At 70.3% G+C, this 22,939-nt stretch carries 18 protein-coding genes; 6 read left to right on the top strand and 12 right to left on the bottom strand.

Translation table 11 applies throughout. The features are described from left to right. Positions 1 to 6: 6 nt before the first annotated feature. The gene (locus QM809_RS02555) at positions 7 to 2,160 is read right to left on the bottom strand and encodes an acyltransferase family protein (protein WP_415044276.1); all 2,154 of its coding nucleotides are present in this window, start codon (positions 2,158 to 2,160) and stop codon (positions 7 to 9) included. A 186-nt stretch (positions 2,161 to 2,346) separates the two neighbouring features. Between QM809_RS02555 and QM809_RS02550 the strand changes: the two genes are divergently transcribed. Then, positions 2,347 to 3,474, top strand: coding sequence for an NDMA-dependent alcohol dehydrogenase (locus QM809_RS02550; RefSeq protein ID WP_415044275.1), 1,128 nt, complete (start codon positions 2,347 to 2,349; stop codon positions 3,472 to 3,474). 133 nt (positions 3,475 to 3,607) lie between these two features. Here the strand turns inward: QM809_RS02550 and QM809_RS02545 are convergent, their stop codons facing one another. The 4 genes from QM809_RS02545 to QM809_RS02530 form a co-directional block, all read right to left on the bottom strand. After that, complete coding sequence (locus QM809_RS02545; RefSeq protein WP_415044274.1) at positions 3,608 to 5,638, bottom strand: DUF2339 domain-containing protein; 2,031 nt, start codon at positions 5,636 to 5,638, stop codon at positions 3,608 to 3,610. A 105-nt stretch (positions 5,639 to 5,743) separates the two neighbouring features. After that, complete coding sequence (locus QM809_RS02540) at positions 5,744 to 6,433, bottom strand: response regulator (RefSeq protein WP_415044273.1); 690 nt, start codon at positions 6,431 to 6,433, stop codon at positions 5,744 to 5,746. Beyond that, positions 6,430 to 7,665, bottom strand: coding sequence for a MacS family sensor histidine kinase (macS, locus tag QM809_RS02535; protein WP_415044272.1), 1,236 nt, complete (start codon positions 7,663 to 7,665; stop codon positions 6,430 to 6,432). Before macS ends, QM809_RS02540 begins: the two co-directional genes overlap by 4 nt. A gap of 21 nt (positions 7,666 to 7,686) precedes the next feature. After that, positions 7,687 to 8,496 (bottom strand): crotonase/enoyl-CoA hydratase family protein, encoded by an 810-nt coding sequence (locus tag QM809_RS02530; RefSeq protein ID WP_415044271.1) that lies wholly within the window; start codon positions 8,494 to 8,496, stop codon positions 7,687 to 7,689. 404 nt (positions 8,497 to 8,900) lie between these two features. Here QM809_RS02530 and dnaK point away from each other — a divergent pair, with 404 nt between their 5' ends. The 5 genes from dnaK (at position 8,901) to QM809_RS02505 (ending at position 14,825) form a co-directional block, all read left to right on the top strand. Further along, positions 8,901 to 10,754: a molecular chaperone DnaK gene (dnaK, locus tag QM809_RS02525; RefSeq protein ID WP_415044270.1), complete on the top strand. Its 1,854-nt coding sequence runs from the start codon at positions 8,901 to 8,903 to the stop codon at positions 10,752 to 10,754. Beyond that, complete coding sequence (grpE, locus tag QM809_RS02520; RefSeq protein ID WP_415044269.1) at positions 10,751 to 11,377, top strand: nucleotide exchange factor GrpE; 627 nt, start codon at positions 10,751 to 10,753, stop codon at positions 11,375 to 11,377. Before dnaK ends, grpE begins: the two co-directional genes overlap by 4 nt. A 236-nt stretch (positions 11,378 to 11,613) precedes the next feature. After that, the gene (dnaJ, locus tag QM809_RS02515; RefSeq protein ID WP_415044268.1) at positions 11,614 to 12,819 is read left to right on the top strand and encodes a molecular chaperone DnaJ; all 1,206 of its coding nucleotides are present in this window, start codon (positions 11,614 to 11,616) and stop codon (positions 12,817 to 12,819) included. Between the two features lie 7 nt (positions 12,820 to 12,826). After that, the gene (locus tag QM809_RS02510; RefSeq protein WP_415044267.1) at positions 12,827 to 13,228 is read left to right on the top strand and encodes a heat shock protein transcriptional repressor HspR; all 402 of its coding nucleotides are present in this window, start codon (positions 12,827 to 12,829) and stop codon (positions 13,226 to 13,228) included. Between the two features lie 856 nt (positions 13,229 to 14,084). Continuing rightward, positions 14,085 to 14,825, top strand: a complete 741-nt coding sequence (locus tag QM809_RS02505; protein ID WP_415044266.1) for a hypothetical protein — start codon at positions 14,085 to 14,087, stop codon at positions 14,823 to 14,825. Positions 14,826 to 15,113: 288 nt separating this feature from the next. Here the strand turns inward: QM809_RS02505 and QM809_RS02500 are convergent, their stop codons facing one another. From QM809_RS02500 to QM809_RS02470, 7 genes are all read right to left on the bottom strand, one after another. After that, positions 15,114 to 15,761: a helix-turn-helix domain-containing protein gene (locus QM809_RS02500; protein WP_415044265.1), complete on the bottom strand. Its 648-nt coding sequence runs from the start codon at positions 15,759 to 15,761 to the stop codon at positions 15,114 to 15,116. A gap of 52 nt (positions 15,762 to 15,813) precedes the next feature. Further along, positions 15,814 to 17,016, bottom strand: a complete 1,203-nt coding sequence (locus tag QM809_RS02495; protein WP_415044264.1) for an NAD(P)/FAD-dependent oxidoreductase — start codon at positions 17,014 to 17,016, stop codon at positions 15,814 to 15,816. Next, positions 17,013 to 18,347 (bottom strand): FMN-binding glutamate synthase family protein, encoded by a 1,335-nt coding sequence (locus QM809_RS02490; protein ID WP_415044263.1) that lies wholly within the window; start codon positions 18,345 to 18,347, stop codon positions 17,013 to 17,015. Before QM809_RS02490 ends, QM809_RS02495 begins: the two co-directional genes overlap by 4 nt. A 12-nt stretch (positions 18,348 to 18,359) precedes the next feature. Then, the gene (locus QM809_RS02485; RefSeq protein ID WP_415044262.1) at positions 18,360 to 19,049 is read right to left on the bottom strand and encodes a protein glxC; all 690 of its coding nucleotides are present in this window, start codon (positions 19,047 to 19,049) and stop codon (positions 18,360 to 18,362) included. Then, positions 19,037 to 19,933 carry a glutamine amidotransferase gene (locus tag QM809_RS02480; RefSeq protein WP_415044261.1) on the bottom strand — a complete coding sequence of 299 codons (897 nt, stop codon included), beginning with the start codon at positions 19,931 to 19,933 and terminating at the stop codon, positions 19,037 to 19,039. Before QM809_RS02480 ends, QM809_RS02485 begins: the two co-directional genes overlap by 13 nt. A gap of 53 nt (positions 19,934 to 19,986) precedes the next feature. Beyond that, the gene (gene glnT / locus QM809_RS02475) at positions 19,987 to 21,330 is read right to left on the bottom strand and encodes a type III glutamate--ammonia ligase (protein ID WP_415044260.1); all 1,344 of its coding nucleotides are present in this window, start codon (positions 21,328 to 21,330) and stop codon (positions 19,987 to 19,989) included. A gap of 256 nt (positions 21,331 to 21,586) precedes the next feature. Continuing rightward, a complete protein-coding gene (locus QM809_RS02470; RefSeq protein WP_415044259.1) occupies positions 21,587 to 22,843 on the bottom strand; it encodes an ammonium transporter in 1,257 nt (418 codons plus the stop codon). Positions 22,844 to 22,939: the final 96 nt, after the last annotated feature.

Here is a 22,939-nt window from a genome sequence, read left to right as displayed (position 1 = left end):
GCCGGATCACCACCAGCCGGTGGCCTTCTGGACGTCCTTGCCGATGTACGGGGCCAGACTGCGGACGAATGCGGTGCTGAGGTGATGCCGGTCGTGCCAGACCAGGATGTTGCCCACCACGGCCGGGCAGTAGTGCTCGTCGCACATGGCATCGGAGTAGTCGAGGAAGGTGATGTTCGGGAAGTCCCCGGCGATCTTGTCGGTGGGGGCGACCTTCGAGAGCATCGCACCGCGCGGGATGCCGCATTCGGTGGGCTTGCGGCCGGCGGCGATGCAGTCCGGCGGGGCCAGCGGTCCACGCAGGGCCCACGGGGTGTCGCGGACGGCGATCACCCGCTGCCCCCTCTTCCGGAACTCGGTGAAGATGTCCAGATATCCCTCGGGGACGTAGTCGCCCCAGGTCGGGCCCTCGATCGGGCGCGTCGAAGTGGTGAAGACGACGTCCGGCTCATCCTTCGCGAGGCGCTTCATCACCGAGCGGACCCACGGGAGACACTCGGTGAGCTTCTCGCCGTCGAATTCGACGTTGGCCTCGGTGCTGAGCGCGCAGCCGGCCTTCATGTAGGTGGTGACCCGGAACCCGTGCTGCTTGCCGAGCATGTCCATCGCCGTCATCCAGTGTTCGGAGTGCGAGCCGCCGACCACGGCGATGGTGCGCTTCGCGGTCCGGTCCCCGTAGGTGCCGACGCGGATGCTCATGTCGCCGAAGTTGCTGAAGTGGTCCCAGTGATTGAGCGGCCAGTCCTCCACGGCGGCCTCCGGACTCGGGACCGGGGGGACCACGGGCACGGGCGCGCCGTCGAGGAAGGCGCGCGCCCCCGGGTACAGGCGCGGATCCAGGTTGGTGGTGTCGATGTTCATCGAGGCCGCGCGGACTTGCCAGTAGACCGCGCTGCCGCCGCCGAACACGCTCAGCACGACGAGGACGACGGCCAGGATCCGCCGGTAGCGGGAGGTGAATCCGCTGCGTGCGCCGCTGCGGATCGGCGCCTCGACGAACTTGGTGCAGAGCCAGGCGAGCAGCACCGACAGCAGCAGGATCCCGGTGCCCTCGAGGAAGGACGCCGAGTCCTTCTCCCGCCACGCCAGGTAGAAGATCAGCAGCGGCCAGTGCCACAGGTACAGCGCGTAGGCGATCGACCCGAGCCACACGATGGCCGGGTGCGCCAGCAGTCGACCGCCCCCGGACAGGTCGCCGCCGGGCACCGGGGTCTGCGCCGTCGCCGACGATCCGACCCAGATGATGAGCAGCGTGGCGCCGACCGGGACCAGCGCCATCATCGCCGGATACTCCTGGACGCCGGCGATCCGAATGCCGGAGGTCGCGATGAGGGCGACGCCGACGAAGGTCAGCGCGGTGCGCAGCCACTGCGGCATGGCCAGGCGCGGCATCCAGATCGCGAGCAGGCCGCCGACCAGCGGCTCCCACACGCGGGCGAGGGTGTCGTAGTAGTTGAACGGCTGGTTGATGCCGTGCCGCCAGTTGGCCCACGCGAAGGAGAGGGCCGTGACACCGAGGATCGCGGCGAACACGACGGCCGTGATCGTCCGGCGGTCGCCGAGCACCGGACGACGGCGGGCGCCGGCCTTCAGGAGGGCGCCGAGGAGCAGGGCGGCCAACAGGGTGGTCACGAAGAACTGGCCCTGCATGGACATCGACCACAGGTGCTGCAGGGGGCTCACCGCGGAGTCCGCGGCGCCGTAGTCCTGGGCGGCGAAGGCCAGGTGATAGTTCTGGAAGTAGAACGCGGAGGCGATGATCTCCTCGCCGAGCGGTCCCCAGCGGGTGGTCGGCGTGACCAGCCAGACCAGGGTGACGACGGCGGTCAGCAGCAGGAACAGCGCCGGCACCAGTCGCTTGAGCAGTCGCTGGAGACGCGGCCACGGATTGATCGCGGTCTTCCAGGACACCTCGGCGGGCACCGAGGAGATGACGTGCTTGAGCAGCGAGGCGACGAAGAAGTACCCGGAGAGCGTCAGGAAGACGTCGACGCCGCCGGAGACCCGGCCGAACCAGACGTGGAAGACGGCGACCAGGAAGATCGCGATGCCGCGCAGGCCGTCGAGATCGAGTCGGTAGCCGGAGCTGTTGCCGGTGGCGGCGTCTTCGTTCGGAGTCGGCGGGCTGGCCGGGTCCGACACTGCTGAATTGCCTGACACGACTACGCAGTCTAGCCAGTCCGGGGGCGGTCGCGCCGAATCGAACGAGCGGATACGGGGGTGCGCGGGCGCCGGTCCGCAGGCATTTCACCAAAACGGTGCGCGACTCCGGGACGGCGGGCAATCATGCGTGAGGAGAGATACGAGACGCCCGTCGTCGGGCCCGCGGAAAGGGAATCCACCTCGATGAAGACCAAGGCAGCCGTCCTGCGCGGAGTGAACGAAGAGTGGCAGATCGAGGAGGTGGAACTCGGCGACCCGGTGGCCGGCGAGGTCCAGGTGAAGCTGGTCAGTTCGGGTCTGTGTCATTCCGATCACCATCTGCGTACCGGCCAGAGCCCCGCGCCGCTGCCGATCGTCGGCGGCCACGAGGGCGCGGGCATCGTGACCAAGGTGGGCCCCGGCGTCACCCGCTTCGCCGAGGGCGACCACGTGGTGACCGCGTTCATCCCGGCCTGCGGCGTCTGCCCGTCGTGTTCGCGCGGTGCGCAGAACATCTGTGACGAGGGGGCCGGTCTGCTGACCGGGCTGGCGATCGCGGACAAGACGCACCGCGTCCAGGGGGCCGACGGCACCGGTTACGCGCAGATGTGTCTGCTGGGCACCTTCTCTCCCCACATCACCGTGCACGAGGCCTCGCTGGTCAAGATCGAGGGCGACATCCCCCTGAAGGAGGCCGCGCTGCTCGGCTGCGGAGTCGCCACCGGATGGGGATCGGCTACCGAGATCGGTGGGACCAGGGTCGGCGACACCGTCGTGGTGGTCGGCACCGGCGGTGTCGGCATCAACTCGATCCAGGGCGCCAAGGCCGCGGGGGCGCGCTACGTCGTCGCCGTCGACCCGGTGAAGTTCAAGCGCGACATGGCCGAGAAGCTGGGGGCGACCCACACCTTCGCGAGCATGGAGGAGGCCGCGCCGGTGGTGGGCGAGATCACCTGGGGCGCCAACGCGAACACCGTGATCCTCACGGTCGGCGAGATGAAGGGCGAGTACCTCGCCCCGGCGCTGGCGATGACCGCGAAGGGCGGGCAGGTCGTGGTGGTCGGCATGGGCGACTTCCAGGCGATGGACGTCTCGATGAACCTCTTCGAACTCACCCTGCTGCAGAAGCGCGTCCAGGGTGCGATCTTCGGCGGCGCCGGCCCCCGCACCCAGGTGCCCAAGCTGCTCAACGAGTACCGGGCGGGTCAGCTGAACCTCGCCGACCTGGTCACCCAGACCTACCGGCTGGAGGAGATCAACAAGGCCTACGACGACATGCTCGAGGGCAACAACGTCCGCGGCATGATCGTGTACGACGAGGCCGACTGGTAGATCGAGCCCGGATCCGAGGACATCGGATCGATCTCACCGAGTCGAAGACGACGAAGACCGGCCTGTCCCTCGTCAGGCCGGTCTTCGTCTGTCCGCGGGACCCCTCAGCCCGCGGACCTCGCACCCTGCACGGTCAGGGACGGAACGGGGGCTCCGCCGGATACGGGGCCGGACTCGGGTTCGGATTCGGGTTCGGGCCGGTGGGCGGCGGGACCGGGTCGTCGTCGTTCAGGCTCTGCGCGTACGCGACGCCCAGGCCCAGCAGCACCAGTCCGACGACGATGAACGCGATCACCCGGAAGATCCCGGCGAGCGCGGCCAGGTCGAACAGGAAGAGTTTGGCGACGGCGCCGCCGATCACCACGAGCCCGGCGGTCAGGACGAGCGTGCGCGACGACCCCCGCAGTCTCCGCGCCCACAGCAGGGCGGCGGCGCCCGCGGCGACGAAACCGATGGTGGCGCACATGTGTCCGGCCCGGAATCCGGTCACCGAGCCGCCGGAGGCCAGGGCGCCGATCGCGACGCACAGGACGTTGAACAGCACCAGGCCGATCAGGCAGGCGATCCCGGCGAGCGTGTGACGGTCCGTGTCGGGGCGGCCCTCGGACCAGCCGATCACGAGGGCGACCAGCGCCGCGATCGCCAGCAGCGAGCCGATCAGCACCACGACGCGGTCACCGCCGTCCAGGGAGTCCGGGGTGGCGAGCTGGGTGATTCCGGGGGCGGCGAGGGCCAGCAGGCCGATGCCCAGGCACACGGTCGCGATGATCCGCAGGACCGGGCCGAGGTCGTCGCCGTGGCGGGCGGCCACCCCGAAGACCACGGCGATCCCGAGGAGCCCGAGCGTCAGCCCGTCGGCCTCGCCCGCCAGTCCGATCGCGATCACCCCGGCGGCCACCGCGCCGGACAACCAGACGATCCGGGTCTGCCGGGTGCTGCCGGGCAGGAGCGGTCCGACCGCGGTGAGACCGGCGAGCACCGCGGCCGCGGCACCCAGCAGGATCGCCGCCCCGGTGCCGCCGACCACCGGGGAGGCGCCGATCAGGGGGAGCACCGGGATCAGCGTCACGAGGGCGGGCACCAGCGGGACGCGGCTGGTGCGCAGCAGTACGGCGGCCGAGCCGACCGCGAGCAGGAAGCAGGCCGCGGCGGCCAGGACGAACCGGGTGGCGTCCCCGCGATCACCGAGACCGGCGATCACGCCGAGCGGTGCGGCGGTGGCGATCGTGTTCACGACGAGGAGCACCGGCCAGTCGCGGCCGATCTGCACCGCGAGCGTCGCGGCGGCGTACACCAGCAGGAAGACGACGAGGGTGAGCGTGACCCCGTGGGTGAGGAACGGCGCGAACGCGATCAGCCCGATCCCGACGGTCACGCCGAGCGCCTGGCTGCGCCAGCGTCCGGCGATCCAGAACCCGCCCGCGGCGATCATCCCGGTCAGCACCAGCGCGGCGATCACCGGGATCCAGTGATAGATGTTCGCCGAGGCCAGGACGGTGAACAGCGCGGTGGCGACACCGGTGGCGACCACGGCCGACGCCGCCGTGCGCTTCACCTCGGTGCGGCCGATCCGCAGACCCGCCGCGACCAGGGCGACGGCCAGGACCGCGCCGCCGGCGACGCGGACCCCGGGGTTCAGGTAACCGGCCTGGGCGGCGAGGACGAGGAGGAAGACGACGCCGAGCAGGGTGATCGCGACGCCCAGGAAGGCGAGGACCTTGCCGAGCGTGACGCCGTCGCCGGTGGCGGGGCGCGGCGGGACCGGCGGGGCGGACACGGGCGGGGGACACATCGGCCCGGGGGCGGCGGTCGCGTACTGGAGTCGCGGTTGCGGGGCCGGGCGGGGCGGTGACGGCCGGCCGGCGGGGGCCGGACCGGCGACGGGCGGGACGTGCGAGGCCGGATCGGCCCACGGGTCCCGCGAGACCGGCCCGGGATGGGCGAACTCGGACGGCACGAGACCGGGCGTCGTCGGACCGGGAACCGCGGGATCGGGCGCGAGCCGCTCAGCGGCCGGGGGCGCGGGCGCCGGAGCGGCGGTCTCCATCGCGTCGCGGAGTTCGGCGACGTCGTCGGTGACCTTGGCCAACCGTGCGGTGATCGACGTCAACTCGTCGCCGATGCGCGTGACGGCGGTGAAGAACGGATCCGGCGTGGTGCTCATGCTCCCAGTCTGGTCGCCGAACGGCCGGACGGGATGCGCGAAACTACCTAGAAGCGGTAGGGGACACCCCGGACCCGGCGGCGGTGAACGGGGCGGGCGTCCCCGTCAGGAGAGGCCGTGCTCCATCGCGTAGCGCGCGAGTTCGACGCGGTTGCCGAGCTGGAGTTTGCGCAGCGTCGCGCCGACGTGGTTCTCCACGGTGCGCGGGCTCAGGTGCAGGCGCTCGGCGATCTGCCGGGAGCTCAGCCCCTTGGCCACGTAGCGCAGCACCTCGGTCTCCCGCTCGGTGAGCGCGGGGGCGTCGTCGACTGGCTCCTTGGCCAGGCGCCGGAACTCGCCGAGCACCAGACCGGCGAGTCCGGGCGTGAACACGGCCTGGCCGGCGGCGGTGGCGCGGACCGCGGCGACCAGCTCGGTGCGCTGGGCGCTCTTCACCAGGTAGCCGGTGGCCCCGGACTTCACGGCTTCGAGCACGTCGTCGCGCTCGTCGGAGGCCGAGAGCACCAGGATCCGGGTCTCCGGCGACACGGTGAGCACGCCCGCGGTGGCCTGGGCGCCGTTGCCGTCCGGGAGGTGCATGTCCATCAGGACCACGTCCGGGCGGCAGGCGCGCGCCACCTCGGTGGCCCGTTTCACGCCGTCGGCGGTGGCGACCACGTCGAAGCCCTCGTCGGTGAGGTCCCGGGCGACGCCGTCGCGCCACATCGGGTGGTCGTCGACCACCATCACCCGCAGCGGTCGTCCGGTCCCCCCGGGCTGGGCTCCGGGACGGGAGGGGTGGGGGTTCGGGGTCATCGTCCGGTTCTCCTCGAGGTCGCCGAGTCGCCGCGGGGCAACGGGATCGTCATCTCCCATTCTGTCCCGGCACCGGGGGCCGATTCCAGTGCGACCCGGCCGTCGAGCGACTCGATGCGGCCGATGATCGACCGGCTGATCCCCATCCGTCCCTCGGCGACCGCCTGGTCGAGGCGTCCGGCGGGGATGCCGCAGCCGTCGTCGCGCACGCTGAGGACCACCGCATCGTCCAGGTCTTCGAGCAGGATGAAGCTCTGCGCCGAGGGGCCGGCGTGCAGACGGGTGTTGTCGAGGACGTTGTCGACGGCGGCGAGGATCTCGTTCGCGGTCGGCGTCGGCATCACGACGGCGTCTCCGGGGGTGCTCACCGAGACCTGATCGGACGCGCGGAGACGGAGCGCGGCGCCCAGATCGGTCCGCCCGCTGCGCGGCGTCGGAGTGGCGGTCGAGCCGTCGGAGATCAGTCTGCGCAGCCGCAGCTCCTGATCGGCGGCCAGTTCGGCGAGTTCGGCGGTGGGGCCGCCGATCTCGCGGCCCCGCCGGGAGATCAGCGCCAGGGCCTGGAGCACGCCGTCGTGGACCTGCCGCGACAGCCGTTCCCGTTCGGCGGCCCGGACCGCGGCCTGCACCGCGGCGGTGAGCCGTTCGTGGGTCACCCGGGCGCGGGAGGCCGCGAGCCCCACCGCCATGCCGGACACCAGCAGCAGCAGAAAGGTCGCGTTCTTGCCGAAGTTGAGGAAGACGTCGCCCTTGTAGACGAAGTTGGTCAGCCCGATCAGGATCCCGGCGGCGCTGCCGGTCCACGCCCCGCCGAGCAGGGCCGCCGACAGCAGGGCGCTCGACGCCCAGAGGGTGGTCGGCCACGTCTGATTGTTCTCGACCCACTCGGGGCCGGCCACCAGCAGGGTGGAGAGCATGGCCGCGAGGAACAGCGCCGTCTCGGCCGCCACGCACCACCAGCGTCGCCAGACGCCCACCACGTAGCCGGCGGCGAACAGGACGTTGGCGCCGGTCAGGACGATGAAGAGCAGCCAGGTGAGCTGCGGGCGCTCCAGATCGGAGTTGATCGCGATGTCGAAGCCGAGGGCGTAGACGAAGCCGACCAGCCGGAAGATCTGGGCGCCGCGCCAGAGGGGGCCGACCGGATCGTCGTCGTCGAGCTCCCGCCACGACGCCGGGAACAATCGATCCAGCCCGGTGGCGGGGGTGAGCCGGGGCCGGGACTCCGTCATGGCGTCAGATCCGTCCCGGCATCAGAACTGTCGGTCGGTGAACCGCGGCGTCTCGCGGGCCAGTCCGGCCTTGCGGGCGGCCGCGTGGTTGCGCCCGGTGAGCAGCCGGACCTGGAGGGCCTGCTCGACCGGGAAGGAGAGGCGCGAGCCGTTGTACCAGGTCTGCTCGAACAGGGCCTTGGTGGCGGCCACCGAATCGGGGGAGCGTTGTCTGATCGCGTCGATCAGTGCGGTGGCCGCGGCGTGCGGGTCGTCGGACACCTCGCTGACCAGCCCCCATCCCGCGGCGCGCTCGGCATCGAAGACCTCGCCGGTCATCGTCAGGCGTTTGGCGACGTCGATGCCGGTCAGCTGTGCGATGCTCGCCGAGAGGGACATGTCCGGGATCAGCCCCCAGCGCGCCTCCATGATGGAGAAGTCGGCGTCCGGGGCGGTGAAGCGGAAGTCGGCGCCGAGCGCGATCTGCAGGCCGCCGCCGTAGCAGTGGCCGGTGATCACCGCGATCACCGGGACCGGCACCGAACGCCACGCCCACGCCGACGCCTGGAAGACGTTGGCCGCGGTCCGCCGCCGGGGGATCAGGGCGCGCATCACGCGGCCGCGGTCGGAGCCGGCCGAGGCGAAGTCGAGGCCGGAGCAGAACGACTCGCCCGTGCCGGAGAGCACCACCGCCCGCAGCGACCGGTCCGCCGCGGCCCGCCCGGCGGCCTCGGCGAGGTGATCGATCATGTCCATGGTCAGGGCGTTGTGCTTGTCCGGCCGGTTCAGTCGGACGTGGGCGACGTCGTCGATCACCTCGTAGGTGACGTCGTCGTGGTCTTCGTGCTTCATCGTGTGCGGCCCGCCTGTCGATCCCTGGATGCTGTGCTGTCGTCTCCATCATGGCGCACGGGTGCGACAGGGCCGGTCGGCCCCTCGCGGCCGGGTGCGCGCTCGTGCGTCGCGGATCCGCCGGGGCGGTCGTGCGCGATTCCGGTGACTCCCTCCTGTGGTCGACATCACTGAAAATTGAGCGGAATACGCTCAACTCTGGGAACACATCCGCCCTGGACGCCGTTGAACGAGGCAAGAAACCTGAGTGACCCAGACTCAAGAACCTTGAAACCCGGCGCGGAAGCCGGTAAGACCTGAGTCAGGAACGCTGAAGTTTCGGAGTGCCACCACGACAACCGGCCCGTCTCGGGCCGCGCAGACGCCGGCTCGCGAGAGCCGAAACGAAACTAGGAGGAACACACATGTCCCGTGCCGTCGGAATCGACCTGGGAACCACCAACTCCGCCCTCTCGGTGCTGGAGGGCGGCGAGCCCGTCGTCATCGCGAACGCCGAGGGCTCGCGCACCACCCCGTCCGTCGTCGCCTTCGCCCGCAACGGCGAGGTCCTCGTCGGCCAGCCCGCCAAGAACCAGGCGGTCACCAACGTCGATCGCACCATCCGCTCGGTCAAGCGCCACATGGGCGACCCGAGCTGGAACATCGAGATCGACGGCAAGAAGTACACCGCGCAGGAGATCAGCGCCCGCACGCTGATGAAGCTCAAGCGCGACGCCGAGGCCTACCTGGGCGAGGACGTCACCGAGGCCGTCATCACCGTGCCCGCGTACTTCAACGACTCGCAGCGTCAGGCCACCAAGGAGGCCGGACAGATCGCCGGACTCGACGTCCTGCGCATCGTCAACGAGCCCACCGCGGCCGCCCTGGCCTACGGCCTGGACAAGGGCGACAAGGAGCAGACCATCCTGGTCTTCGACCTCGGCGGCGGCACCTTCGACGTCTCGCTGCTGGAGATCGGCGACGGCGTGGTCGAGGTGCGCGCCACCTCGGGCGACAACGAGCTCGGCGGCGACGACTGGGACGCCCGGATCGTCAACTGGCTCGTCGAGAAGTTCAAGTCCACCAGCGGCATCGACCTGACCAAGGACAAGATGGCCATGCAGCGTCTCCGTGAGGCCGCGGAGAAGGCCAAGATCGAGCTGTCGGCCTCGCCGAGCACCACGATCAACCTTCCGTACATCACCGTCGACGCCGACAAGAACCCGCTGTTCCTCGACGAGACCCTGTCGCGCAGCGAGTTCCAGAAGATCACCCAGGACCTGCTCGACCGCTGCCGTGAGCCGTTCAAGGCCGTCGTCGCCGACGCCGGGATCTCGGTGTCCGACATCGACCAGGTGGTCCTGGTCGGCGGTTCGACCCGCATGCCGGCCGTCACCGACCTGGTCAAGGACCTGACCGCCGGTCGCGAGCCGAACAAGGGCGTCAACCCGGACGAGGTCGTCGCCGTCGGCGCCGCACTGCAGGCCGGCGTGCTCCGCGGCGAGGTCAAGGACGTGCTGCTGCTCGACGTCACCCCGCTGAGCCTGGGCATCGAGACCAAGGGCGGCGTCATGCACAAGCTGATCGAGCGCAACACCGCCATCCCGACCAAGCGCAGCGAGACCTACACCACGGCCGAGGACAACCAGCCGTCGGTGCAGATCCAGGTGTTCCAGGGCGAGCGCGACATCGCGGCCCACAACAAGCTGCTGGGCAGCTTCGAGCTGGGCGGCATCGCCCCGGCGCCGCAGGGCGTCCCGCAGATCGAGGTGACCTTCGACATCGACGCCAACGGCATCGTGCACGTCACCGCGAAGGACAAGGGCACCGGCAAGGAGAACAGCATCCGGATCCAGGACGGCTCGGGTCTCTCCAAGGAGGAGATCGACCGCATGGTGAAGGACGCCGAGCTCCACGCCGAGGAGGATCGCAAGCGTCGCGAGGAGGCCGAGACCCGCAACCAGGCGGAGTCGCTGGTCAACCAGACCGAGAAGGTGCTCAAGGACAACGAGGACAAGATCCCCGCCGACGTCGCCGAGACGGTCAAGGGCGCGGTGGACGAGGCCAAGGAGGCGCTGAAGGGTACCGACACCGCCGCGATCCGCTCCGCGATCGAGAAGCTGTCGGAGAAGTCGCAGGCCATGGGCCAGGCGATCTACGCCAGCGCGCAGCAGGGTGACGCCGGTGCGGCCGCCGGTACGCCGGGTGCCGCCGCCGGTGCCGACGACGACGTCCTCGACGCCGAGGTCGTCGACGACTCCACCGACGAGACCAAGTGACCGAGCCGGGCACCGAGAACGTCGCGGGCGAGTCCGGCCCCGACGTGGACGGTGTGTCCCAGGACGGCGAGACCCCGGGTGACGCCCGGGGCGGCGACACCGGGAACGGCGCCGAGGCGGGGGCCGAGCAGGCCCCCGCCGCCGGCGGCGAGGAGCGCGGTGCGAACCCACAGGTCGCCGAGCTGACCGAGGCGCTGCAGCGGGAGCGGGCGCAGTTCGTCAACTTCCGTCGCCGCAGCGCCGAGGAGTACAAGCAGGCGACGGCCGCAGGCAAGCAGCGGATCGTGGAGAAGCTGCTGCCGATCCTCGACGACGTCGACCGCGCCGCCGAGCACGGTCACCTGGAGGACGGCAGCCCGCTCAAGGTGTTCGCGGACAAGCTCCGCGACGTCCTCGTCGGCGAGCAGCTGGAGAAGTTCGGGGCCGCGGGCGATGCGTTCGACCCGGAACTGCACGAGGCGATCCAGAACGAGGCGACCGGCGGCGAACTGGTCCTCGGCCAGGTGCTGCGCCCCGGCTACCGTCTGGGCGAGAAGGTGGTCCGCACCGCGATGGTCGCCGTGACCGATCCCGCACCCGCGGGTGAGGCCGCGGACGGCTCCGCCGAGTCGGGCGACGTGTGACCGTCGGGCGGGACCGAGGCCGGACACGGCCCGGTCCCGCCCCCGGCGCGCATCGTCGTCGAACACGTCGAGACGCCCGAACGACGGATCGCCGCAGACCGGCGACCACACAGACCGACGACCACACGGTCGACGGAGAAGACCTGCCGTTCGACGACGCCGCGCGGGACGCGCGCGCCGGACGGGAAGAAGAACGACAACGGACGAGACGATCAACGTAAGGAGGTGACGTCCGAATGGCTGTACAACGAGAATGGCTCGATCGAGACTTCTACGCCGATCTGGGCGTCGCTTCGGATGCGTCGGCCGCTGACATCAAGAAGGCCTACCGGAAGCTGGCAGCTCAGCTGCACCCGGACCGTAACCCCGGCGACACCGCCGCGGAAGAACGATTCAAGAAGGTCTCCGAGGCCAACAGCGTGCTTTCCGACGTGGAGAAGCGCAAGGAATACGACGAAGCACGTGCACTCATGTCCAGCGGACGATTCCGCGGGGGCAACGGCGGCGGCTTCGGCGGCGCCGGAGGCGGGTACACCGGCACCGGCGGATTCGACATCGGTGATCTGGGCGATCTCTTCGGCGGGGCCGGCGGCGGTGGCGGCGGAGTGGGCGACCTGTTCGGGGGCCTGTTCGGCGGCGGTGCCGGCGGCGGGAACCGCTCGCAGGGCTACACCCAGCAGCCGCAGCGTCCGCGCCGCGGCAACGACCTGGAGACCGAGACCACGCTCGCGTTCCGCGATGCGATCGCGGGCAACACGGTGAGCCTGAAGGTCACCAGCCCGTCGCCGTGCACGGCGTGCCACGGCAGCGGCGCCAAATCGGGGACCAGCCCGCGCACCTGCAACAACTGCAACGGCTCGGGGTTCCTGAACCGCAACCAGGGACACTTCGGGTTCTCCGAGCCCGACCCCGAATGCCAGGGCACCGGCACCAGGATCGACGAGCCCTGCGCCGACTGCCAGGGCACCGGCGTCCAGATCCGGCCGCGCACCATCAACGTCCGCATCCCGAAGGGCGTGGAGGACGGTCAGCGCATCCGGCTCACCGGGCAGGGCGAGGCCGGACGGCGCGGCGCCCCGTCGGGCGACCTGTACGTGACCGTGCACATCACCCCGGACAAGCTGTTCACCCGCACCGGCAACGACCTGAAGATCACCATGCCGGTGAGCTTCGGCGAGCTGGTGCTCGGCACCACCGCCAAGGTGCCGACGCTCGACGGCCAGGTGAGCATCAAGATCCCGCCGAACACGGCCGACGGTCGTACCCTGCGGCTCAAGGGCCGCGGCGTGCCCAAGCGCGCGGGCGGTGCGGGCGATCTGCTCGTCACCGTGAAATGCGCTGTACCGCGTAAACTCGACGACGCCGCGATCGAGGCGTTGAAGGTCTACGTCGAGGCCGAACAGGCGACCGGTTTCGATCCGCGGGCGGATTGGGGACGGTGATCAGCGCATGCGTGAGAACGACGGCACGGGGCCGATTCCCGACGACACCGCCACGTTCCTGATCTCGGTCGCCGCCGAACTGGCCGGGATGCACGCGCAGACGCTCCGCACCTACGACCGCCTCGGCCTGGTGACCCCGCAGCGCACCAGTGGCGGCGGCCGCCGGTACTCGCAGCACGACGTCGACCGGCTCCGCGAGATCCAGCGGCTGTCCCAGGACGAGGGCGTCAACCTCGCCGGCATCAAGCGGATCATCGAACTGAGCGATCGGCTCGAGGAACTGCAACGCCAGGTGGAGGAGATGGCCGGGGTGATCCGGAACAGCGCGCCCCGGCGCGAACTGGTCCACGTGGAACGCGGCAACTCGGTGGTGGTGTGGCAGCCGCGCAACCGCCGCCGCGCCATGTAGCAGCAGTGATGCAGACGACGCCGCACTCCCGTCCGGGGGTGCGGCGTCGTCGTGCATCAGAGCGGCCGATCGAGCGGTGAACACTCTGGTAGATCGGCGAACACGCTGATCGAGTGGTGAGCACGCTGATCGAGCGGTGGACACGCTGATCGAGCGGAGTCGAGATCCCCCGGCCGACGATCTTCGAGGTCGTGCGTCGGGGCCCGAGCGCGACGTATGTCGTGAGGGGGGTGCTGTGACGCACCTCTGCATCGCATCCCGCTTCGAAGACGAGTCCCGGATGGTCGGCCATTGCGATATGACGGAGCACAAGGGATATATGCCCTCGTACGTTCTCATATCGCAATGGCCGACATGCCGCACGCTGTGTGGGCGGGGTAAGACGACGATCTTCGGTCTTGCTCGTCCTCGCCACGTGACCCGTCATGGTTTTCTGCCCGTCGGCTGAGCCGATCGAGCCGCTAGGCGAAGATCGTGTCGAAGCCGAGCCCGGATCGGCGACCGGATCCGGACGAGCGTACTCGAATCGAGGGCGGGAGGTTTCGACGCGGATCGGTGCTGCGTTCCTCATCCCGGCACGGATGGGGCTCCCGACGCGGGGCGGACAGACGTGGACGAGACGGAGTGGTGGAAGCAACGAGGGCACCCCGCCGGAGCCGATATCGGACGATGCGGAGATCGTCGCACTGTCGGCCTCGGTGGTTCCGCGGGAATCAGGGTGATCCGACTCAGATCGGCGATGTCGACGTTCTGCTCGGACCGTTGCCCGACGACGTGGCCGAAGGACTGCTCGCCGAGACCCCGCGGTGAACGGGTGTCGAGATCGAGTACGAGGGAAAGAGCTAGGGTCTCCCTCGTGGGGGAGACGGAGTGGCAGAAGCGTCGGCGGGCGATCGGAAGGGTGCCGAACTGGATGGTCTTCTTCGGGGTGGCTATCGGAGTGCTCTTCGTCATCATGGCACTGGCCGAACTCGCCGATGACGAGGTGCGCCACGCCTCGCTCGACCTGGCGGTGGCACTGATGATGTTCTCGGTGATGTGGATACTGTTCTTCGTGCGGAGGAATCCGTTGATGCGGCGGGTGCGACGGAGACCGATCGTCGAGGGGACGGAGACCCCGCTGCTGCTGTACGGGAACGGTCTGATGGCCTTCGCGCCGTTGCTCACGGCCGCGATCTGGGTCTGCGCCGCAGGAGCGCCCTTGTTCGGATGGTGGTCGAAGGGCGTGATGTTCTCCGGCCTCCTGGTGATCATCGTGCTCGCAGTGATCGCGATCGTGGAGCGATCCGTCGTCGTCGAGGTGACCGACGATCGGCTCGTGCAGCGCGTCAGCTACTACGGCATCGCGGTGTGTACACGGGAGATCGACCGACCGGATTCCGCATGGATGGAGAGCATCCCGATGCTGCACGTGACCGGAGCCGCGACGCAGACGTGGATGTTCCGGGGCCGTCCGAGGGAGACCACCGCGATCGGGGAGATCATCCTGGGCCTCGGTGCACTGCCGGAGGACGTGGGCGCGGAGTTCCTCGCCGAGGTCGAGCGGCGGCTGGGCGTCGAGATCGAATATCGAGAGACGTCGTCTTCCACTCGGTAGTCGGTGGGGATGGGTGGTCTCGACTCCGCTCGACCATCGAGGAGACGCTCGACCACCGAGGGGACGCTCGACCGGCGAGGGGTGTCGACCTGGTCTGAACCGTGCGGATGGGCTCTCCGATCCGCCGGCTGAGCCGGGCGAGCCGCTGGGCGAGACCGTGTCGAAGCCCGCTTGCTCGGGATACGAGGGCGGTGGCGCTCGGACCCTTCGACTCGGGTCGTCACTGCGTTCCTCCCCGGCTCAGGGAGCGGTGGGGTGCGACTCGGCGGCGGTCGGGCGAGGTCGGGATCAGACCGACGAGTCGGGGAAGGCGATCACCGACAGGAACCGGATGGGGAGCTCGGTGAGCGCCACCGGGCCGTGGGCGCCCTCGCCGTCGAACTGCAGCGCGTCGCCCGGGGTCAGGCTGTAGACGGCGTCGCCGTGCGCGTAGTCCATCGCGCCGTCGAGCATGTAGATGAACTCGGTGCCCGCGTGCTGGAACAGCGGGTGCGGGGCGGAGGCCCGGGTGAGCGTCACCATCAGGCACTCCAGACGTTTGTGCTCCCCGCGGAGAGAACCGAGGATCTGGTACTCGTGCCCCTCGCGGGAACCGGCCCGGACGATCGGCGAGCCGGTGCCCGCCTTGACGAAGACCGCGGGACGCTCGGTGTCGGCGCCGCGCAACAGCGACGACGCCGACACGTCGAAGGCCTCGGCGAGCCGGGCCAGGGTGCTCAGACTGCACGACGTCTGCGCGTTCTCGATCTTGGAGAGCATCGCCTTGGAGATCCCGGCCCGGGCGGCGGCGTCGGCGACGGTGAGCCCGGACTGGACGCGGAGCCGTCGAACGTTCCGGGCGATCGCCGACTCCAGTTCCAGGGCCTGCGCCGGTTGTCCTTCCGGGCGGTCCCGGGCGATGCCCGCCTCGTTCCGGATCAGCGGTTCGTCGCTCACCCGGGTAACGATAGCGGGGCGGCGACCCGGGAGCCTGCCGGGACGGGGCCGGTCAGCGCATCTCGCCGGCCCCCGCATACGGGAACCGGGTGGTCAGCAGGTCGCCCTCGGCGAACCGGGAGAGCCGGAAATCGGTCTCCGGGATCCGCGGATCGGTGCTGCGCCCGGTCGTCACCAGGTCGGCGACGAGGCGGCCCACCGCGGGCGAGATCTTGAACCCGTGGCCGCTGAACCCGGCGGCGATCACCAGACCGTCCAGCGGGCCGGCCGAGATCACCGGGTTCCAGTCCGGCGTCACGTCGTAGCAGCCGGCGTAACCGGCGCTGATCGACGGATTCGGGAGACCGGGGAAGCGGGTGCCGACCTTCTCCGCGGTGAGTTCTTCGAACGCCGCGTCGGCCCGGTTGAGGTAGTCGTCCGGGTCGGCGAGGTCGAGCCGGGCCAGATCGCTGTTGCCGAACAGGATCTCCCCGCGCACGTCCGGGCGGACGTACTGGAGGGTGACCAGGTCGGAGAAGACGGGGACGTCGCCCAGGTCCTCGCCCGGATCGATCATCACGATCTGCTCGCGGTGCACCTCGATCGGCACGTCGATCCCGTAGCGGGCCAGGAACGGCCTCGTCCAGGCCCCGGTCGCGACGACGACGGTGTCGGCGTGCACGGAGGTGCCGTCGGCGAGCGTCACCCCGGTCGCCTTCTCGCCGTCGACGATCAGCCCGGTCACCTCGGTGCCCTGTCTGATCCGGGCGCCGGCGGCGCGGGCGGACGCGGCGAAGGCCTGCGCGGTCTGGTAGGCGTCGCCGTAGCCGCCGCGCTCCTCCCAGCCGAACGCCGCGAACGGGCTCAGGTCGGCGGTCGGCCACATCGTCGCGACCTCGTCGGCGCCGATCTCCTCGGTCTGCACGCCGACGGCGCGCTGGGCGGCCATCGAGGCCCGCATGGCGTCGGCGTTCTCCGGTCCGACGCCGACCACGTACCCGGTCTGCCGGAACCCGATGTCGGTGCCGAAGATCTCCTCCGCCTTCTCGAACACCTCCAGGCCCGTCGCCGCCATGGCGGCCAGCGAGCTCACCCCGTAGTGGCAGCGGACGATGCCCGACGACTTGCCGGTCATCCCGCCGCCGACGGTGCCGCGCTCGCAGACCAACACGTCGGTGACGCCGCGCTCGGCGAGCGCCCACGCCGCGGCGGTCCCCTCCAGGCCGCCGCCGACGATGACGACCGACGCGGTGAGGGCGGCGCCGGAGGCGGTCACCGGGTGCTCCCGGGGATCCAGTCGGTGCCGGCCAGCGGCACGCGGGCCATGGCGGCGGCCTCGATGGAGATCGCCACCAGGTCCTCGGGCTCCAGGTGCTGCAGGTGCGCCTTGCCGCAGGCGCGGGCGATGGTCTGGGCCTCCATCGTCATCACCCGCAGGAAGTTCGCCAGCCGCCGTCCGCCCTCGATCGGGTCGAAGCGGGCGGCGAGCTCCGGGTCCTGGGTGGTGATGCCCGCGGGGTCCCGCCCGTCCTGGAAGTCGTCGTAGAAGCCGGCCGCCGAACCGATCTTCTCGTAGTCGTCCTGGTAGCGCGGATCGTTGTCGCCGAGGGCGATCAGGGCGGCGGTGCCGATCGCCACCGCGTCGGCGCCCAGCGCCATCGCCTTGGCGACGTCCGCGCCGTTGCGGATGCCGCCGGAGACGATCAACTGCACCTTGCGGTGCAGACCCAGTTCTTGCAGGGCCTGCACGGCCTGCGGGATCGCGGCCAGGGTCGGGATGCCGACGTGCTCGATGAACACGTCCTGGGTGGCGGCGGTGCCGCCCTGCATGCCGTCGACCACCACCACGTCGGCGCCGGCGGCGACGGCCAGCTTCACGTCGTAGTAGGTGCGGGTGGCGCCGACCTTGATGTAGATCGGCTTCTCCCAGTCGGTGATCTCGCGGAGCTCGTTGATCTTGATCGCCAGATCGTCCGGTCCGGTCCAGTCCGGGTGCCGGCTCGCGCTGCGCTGGTCGATGCCCTCGGGCAGGGTGCGCATGCCCGCCACCCGCTCGGAGATCTTCTGCCCCAGCAGCATGCCGCCGCCGCCCGGTTTGGCGCCCTGGCCCAGCACCACTTCGATGGCGTCGGCGCGCCGGAGGTCGTCGGGGTTCATGCCGTAGCGGGACGGCAGGTACTGGTACACCAGGTGTTTGGACTGGCCGCGTTCCTCCGGCGTCATGCCGCCGTCGCCGGTGGTGGTGGAGGTGCCCACCTCCGATGCACCGCGGCCCAGCGCCTCCTTCGCCGGCCCGGAGAGGGCGCCGAAGCTCATCCCGGCGATGGTGACCGGGGTGTCCAGGTGCAGCGGGAACCTGGCGTTCCGGTCGCCGAGGACGACGTCGGTGCCGCAGCGTTCGCGGTAGCCCTCGAGCGGGTAGCGCGACATCGAGGCGCCGAGGAACAGCAGATCGTCGAAGTGCGGGAGCGCGCGCTTGGCGCCCCAGCCGCGGATGTCGTAGATCCCGGTGTCGGCGGCCCGCTGGATGGCGGCGATGGTGGTCCGGTCGAAGGTGGCCGATTCGCGCAGGCCCTGCTGGGCGGCGGTGCGGTTCGCGGTGGTCATGGGGTCCCCGGATCAGTAGGCCGACGAGTTGTCGGAGTGGAAGTGGTAGAGCTCGCGGGCGGAGCCGTAGCGGCGGTAGTCGGCCGGGTCGTCGTCGAACCCGGCGGCTTTGAGCAGGCCGGCGAGTTCGGCGACGTGCTCCTCGCGCATCGGTTTGACGATGCAGTCGGCACCGAGCGAGGCGACCTCGCCGCGCACGTACATGCGCGTCTCGTAGACGGAGTCGCCGAGGCCGTGACCGGCGTCGCCGCGGATCACCAGGCGACCGGCCTGGGCCATGAAGGCGCTGGAGTGTCCGACGTCGCCGCCGACGACGATGTCGACGCCCTTCATCGAGATCCCGCAGCGGGCGGCGGCGTCGCCCTCGATCACCAGCAGGCCGCCGTGGGCGGTGGCGCCGGCGGACTGCGAGGCGTTGCCCTTCACCACGACGGTGCCGCTCATCATGTTCTCGGCGACGCCGGTGCCCGCGTTGCCCTCGATCACCACCTCGGCCTGCTGGTTCATGCCGGCGGCGTAGTAGCCGACGTGGCCGTCGATCGTCACCTTCAGCGGGGCGTTCAGGCCGACGGCCACCGAGTGCGCGCCGAGCGGGTTGGCGATCACCACGTCGCCGTCGGCGGCGGCGTGCAGGGCGGCGTTGACCTCGCGCAGCGGGGTGACGGCCAGGTCGAAGGAGTGGGTCGGGTTCAGCGCGTCCATGCGTAGACCACCTCGGGTTCGGGCTCCCAGATGCGAGCGGAGGAGACGCCCGGCAGGTGTGCCAGGGCGCGGAATTCACTGGCCATCGCGACCCAGTCGTCGGTCTCGGCGATGACGGCGGGCTTGCAGGCGATGGCATCGCGGACCACCGCGAACGAGTCGCGATGGGAGACCAGCAGGGTGTAGAAGCCGTCGAAGGTGTCGCACAGCTCCTTCAGCGCCGGTTCGACGCCGCCGCCGCGGGCCAGCCGGTGGGCGACGAAGCGGGCGCCCACCTCGGTGTCGTTCTCGCTGTCGAACTCGACGCCCTCGCGGCGCAGGTCGCGGCGGATGGTGGCGTGGTTGGCGAACGAGCCGTTGTGCACCAGGCACTGTTCGGGGCCCACCGCGTACGGGTGGGCGCCGGACGGGGTGACGGCCGATTCGGTCGCCATGCGGGTGTGGCCGACGCCCTGCCACCCCGATGCCCGGGCCAGACCCCAGGACTTCGCGAGGTCGCGGGGTGCGCCGACGCCCTTGAGGACGGCCAGGTCGGCGCCGAAACCGGCGACGAGGGAGTCCGGGAAGAGGCCGCGGGCGGCGCCGAGGAGCTCCTCGGAGGCCACCGGCGCGGACAGGATCAGGGTGTTCTCGACGAGCTTGCCGGTGACCGTCGTGCCCAGTGTGTCGCCGACCGCGGCGGCGGCGCCGGCCGGATCGCGGTCCACGCCGAGCAGGCAGACGTTGCCGTTCCCGGGCGGGGTCCAGTCCGGGTCTCCGTAGACGGCGATGCCCGCCGAGTCGGCGCCGCGGTCCTGCATCTCGCCGAGCATGCCGGCGAGCAGTTCCCCGAGGCGGGGATAGAGCTCTGGATTGCGCAGATGCAATCCGACGATTCCACACATGGTGTTGCGACTCCTTCGGGGTCGGGTTCTGGTCCGGGGAGACCGGAGGGGGTTCAGAAGGCGGTGAGGTACTCGTCGATCTCCCACGGCGTGACGGCCGCGTGCCAGGAGAAGAACTCCTCGCGTTTGAGGTGGGAGAAGTACGACGAGACGGTCGGCTTGTCGGACGGCCAGTCGGTGGGCAGGCCCGCGTCGAGCACCCCCGTCAGGACCGGGTCGGAGTCGAGCGCCTCGACCGCGTGCAGCAGGGTGAGCGGCAGGTTGGTCACGTGGTCCGGTCCGGTGCCGAGCGCACCGGGGTCCAGCGAGCGCTTGATGCCGTCGAGACCGGCGCCGAGCGCCGCGGCGATCGCCAGGTACGGGTTGGCCGAGCCGTCGCCGCCGCGCAGTTCCACGCGCTGGTCGTCGGGCACCCGGATGTAGTGGGTGCGGTCGTTGCCGCCGTAGGTGGGACGCCGGGGCGCCCACGACGCGCCCGAGCGGGTCGCGGTGGCGCCGGTGCGCTTGTAGGAGTTCACCGTCGGCGCCATCAGCGCCTGCAGCGCGCCGGAGTGTTCCAGCACGCCGCCGATGAAGCCGTACGCGGTCGGGGAGAGGCCGAGGCCCCGGTCGTCGTCGGACAGGCCGGGGAACACCGGGGTGCCGCCGGAGGTGAGGGACAGGTGGAAGTGCAGGCCCGAGCCGGTGCGCTCGGCGAACGGCTTGGGCATGAAGGTGGCGACCATGCCGCGTTCGGCGGCGATGGTGGAGATCAGATAGCGCAGGGTGATCACCCGGTCGGCGGTGGTCAGCGCGTCCGAGTACGCGAAGTTCTGCTCGAACTGGCCGTTGCCGTCCTCGTGGTCGTTGGCGTAGTTGGCCCAGCCGAGCCGGTTCATCGCACTGGAGATCGAGGTGAGGTGGTCGTACATGCGGGTCAGGCCGCGCACGTCGTAGCAGGGGTGGTTGGAGTCGTCGGCGGCGTCCGCGGTGTGCAGGGTGCCGTCGGCGTCCCGCTTGAGCAGGAAGTACTCCACCTCCGCGCCGACCCACGGTTCGAATCCGGCGTCGCCGGCCTGGGCGATCAGCGATTTGAGGATGTTGCGCGGGGCGAACGGCCACGGCCGGCCCTCCACGTGCGGGTCGCAGTGGACCAGGGCCAGACCCTCCTTGATGAAGGGGATCGGCAGGAACGACGACGGGTCGGGGATCGCCACCAGGTCGGGGTCGCGCGGCTCCTGACCGATGGCGCCGACCGCGTAGCCGGCGAAGCCCACGCCGTCGGCGGCGAGCTCGTCGACCGCCTCGACGGGGACCAGCTTGGCGCAGGGTTTGCCGCGCAGGTCGACGAACATCGCCAGGATGAACCTGGTGTCGTTGGCCGCGCAGAGTTCGGCGAGGGTCGCGGATTCGGTCATCATCTCTCCCGGAGGGTCTTTTCGGTGCTGTCGAAGGCCGACGTCGCCGGTCTCGGATGTTTCATGTAGTGAACTTTTGTCTACAAACAGTGAACAGCGCACGTATTGCCGAGGTGTTACGCGGGAGTGAGACCTGGATATCGCATCCGGGCTCGGACCTGTGGGTTTCCCGGGAGTCGGCGGACACGACGAACGGGGGCGCACCGCAGGCGGTGCGCCCCCGTTCGGGGTGGCGACGTCGTTGTCGCTGAACGGATCAGGCCTTGGCGGCCGGGATCTCGTAGGCGTTCTCGGCGTGGACGACGGTGTCCAGGCCCGCGGTCTCGGTGTCGGGATCGACGCGCAGGCCGATCAGCTTGTCGAGCACCTTCGCGATGGCGTAGGTCATCACGAACGAGAACGTGCAGGTGATGACGATGCCCGCCAGCTCCTTCCACGCCAGGTTCAGCGAACCGCCGAGCAGCAGACCCTCGACGCCGGCCGGCGCCGCGGCCGAGGCGAACGCCACCACGCACAGGGTGCCGACGATACCGCCGAGCCCGTGCACCGCGAAGGCGTCCAGGGAGTCGTCGGCGTGCATGCGGTGCTTGAAGCTCAGCAGGAACGCGACGGCCGCCGCCGCCAGGAAGCCGACGGCGAGAGCGCCGAGCGGAGTCATGCTGTTCGCCGACGGGGTGATGCCGACCAGGCCGCCGATCGCGCCGGTGGTCAGGCCGAGCGAGGTGACCGAACCCTCGCGCCAGCGCTCGACCACCGCGTAGCCGAGGATTCCGGCGGACCCGGCGAGCAGGGTGTTCAACAGCACCTGTTGGGTCAGGAAGCTCGAGCCGAGCGCGCAGCTGCCGTTGAAACCGAACCAGCCGAACCACAGGATGCCGCCGCCGAGCAGGGCCAGCGGCACGTTGTGCGGACGTTCGCTGCGCTGCAGGCGCGGGCCCAGGGCCATCGCGAGGGCCAGCGCCGCGACACCGGAGTTCATGTGCACCGCGGTGCCGCCGGCGTAGTCGTGGATCCCGATGTCGTTGATCAGGAAGCCGCCCTCGTAGCCGTCGGCGTCGACGGCGAAGACCCAGTGGGCGACGGGGAAGTACACCAGCAGCAGCCAGACCGGGACGAACACCAGCCAGCCGGTGAACTTCATGCGGCCGGCCGCGCCGCTGGCCACGATCGCGACGGTGATGGCCGCGAACAGGATGAACCACGCGGCGAAGTACAGCGTCTGCACGCCGCCGCTGCCGTCGTCGGTCATGGTGTCGCCGAGACCGATGTAGTCGGACGGATCGCCGATGAATCCGCCGACGGTGGGTCCGGAGACCAGGCCGTAGCCGACGATCACGTACAGCACGGCCGAGATGCCGAGCGCCACCAGCACCATCGACATCATGTTCAGCGCGTTGCGGCTGCCGACCATGCCGCCGTAGTACAGGGCCAGACCGGGGACCATGAAGAAGATCAACGTGAACGCGGTGAGCATCCAGGACAGGTCGGCGTGTGCGCCGAGTAACGCTTCCATAGCGGGCACCCTTCGTTTCTCAGTGAGGTGATGAAGACTCCGCCGGTCGGATCCGGCGGAACAGGGGCGACCACGTTGTCGCGGGCGACCGGGGCA

This window comes from Gordonia sp. (in: high G+C Gram-positive bacteria), assembly GCF_047600385.1.
Classification (GTDB): Bacteria; Actinomycetota; Actinomycetes; order Mycobacteriales; family Mycobacteriaceae; genus Gordonia.
This window is presented reverse-complemented; position numbering and strand designations above follow the sequence as displayed.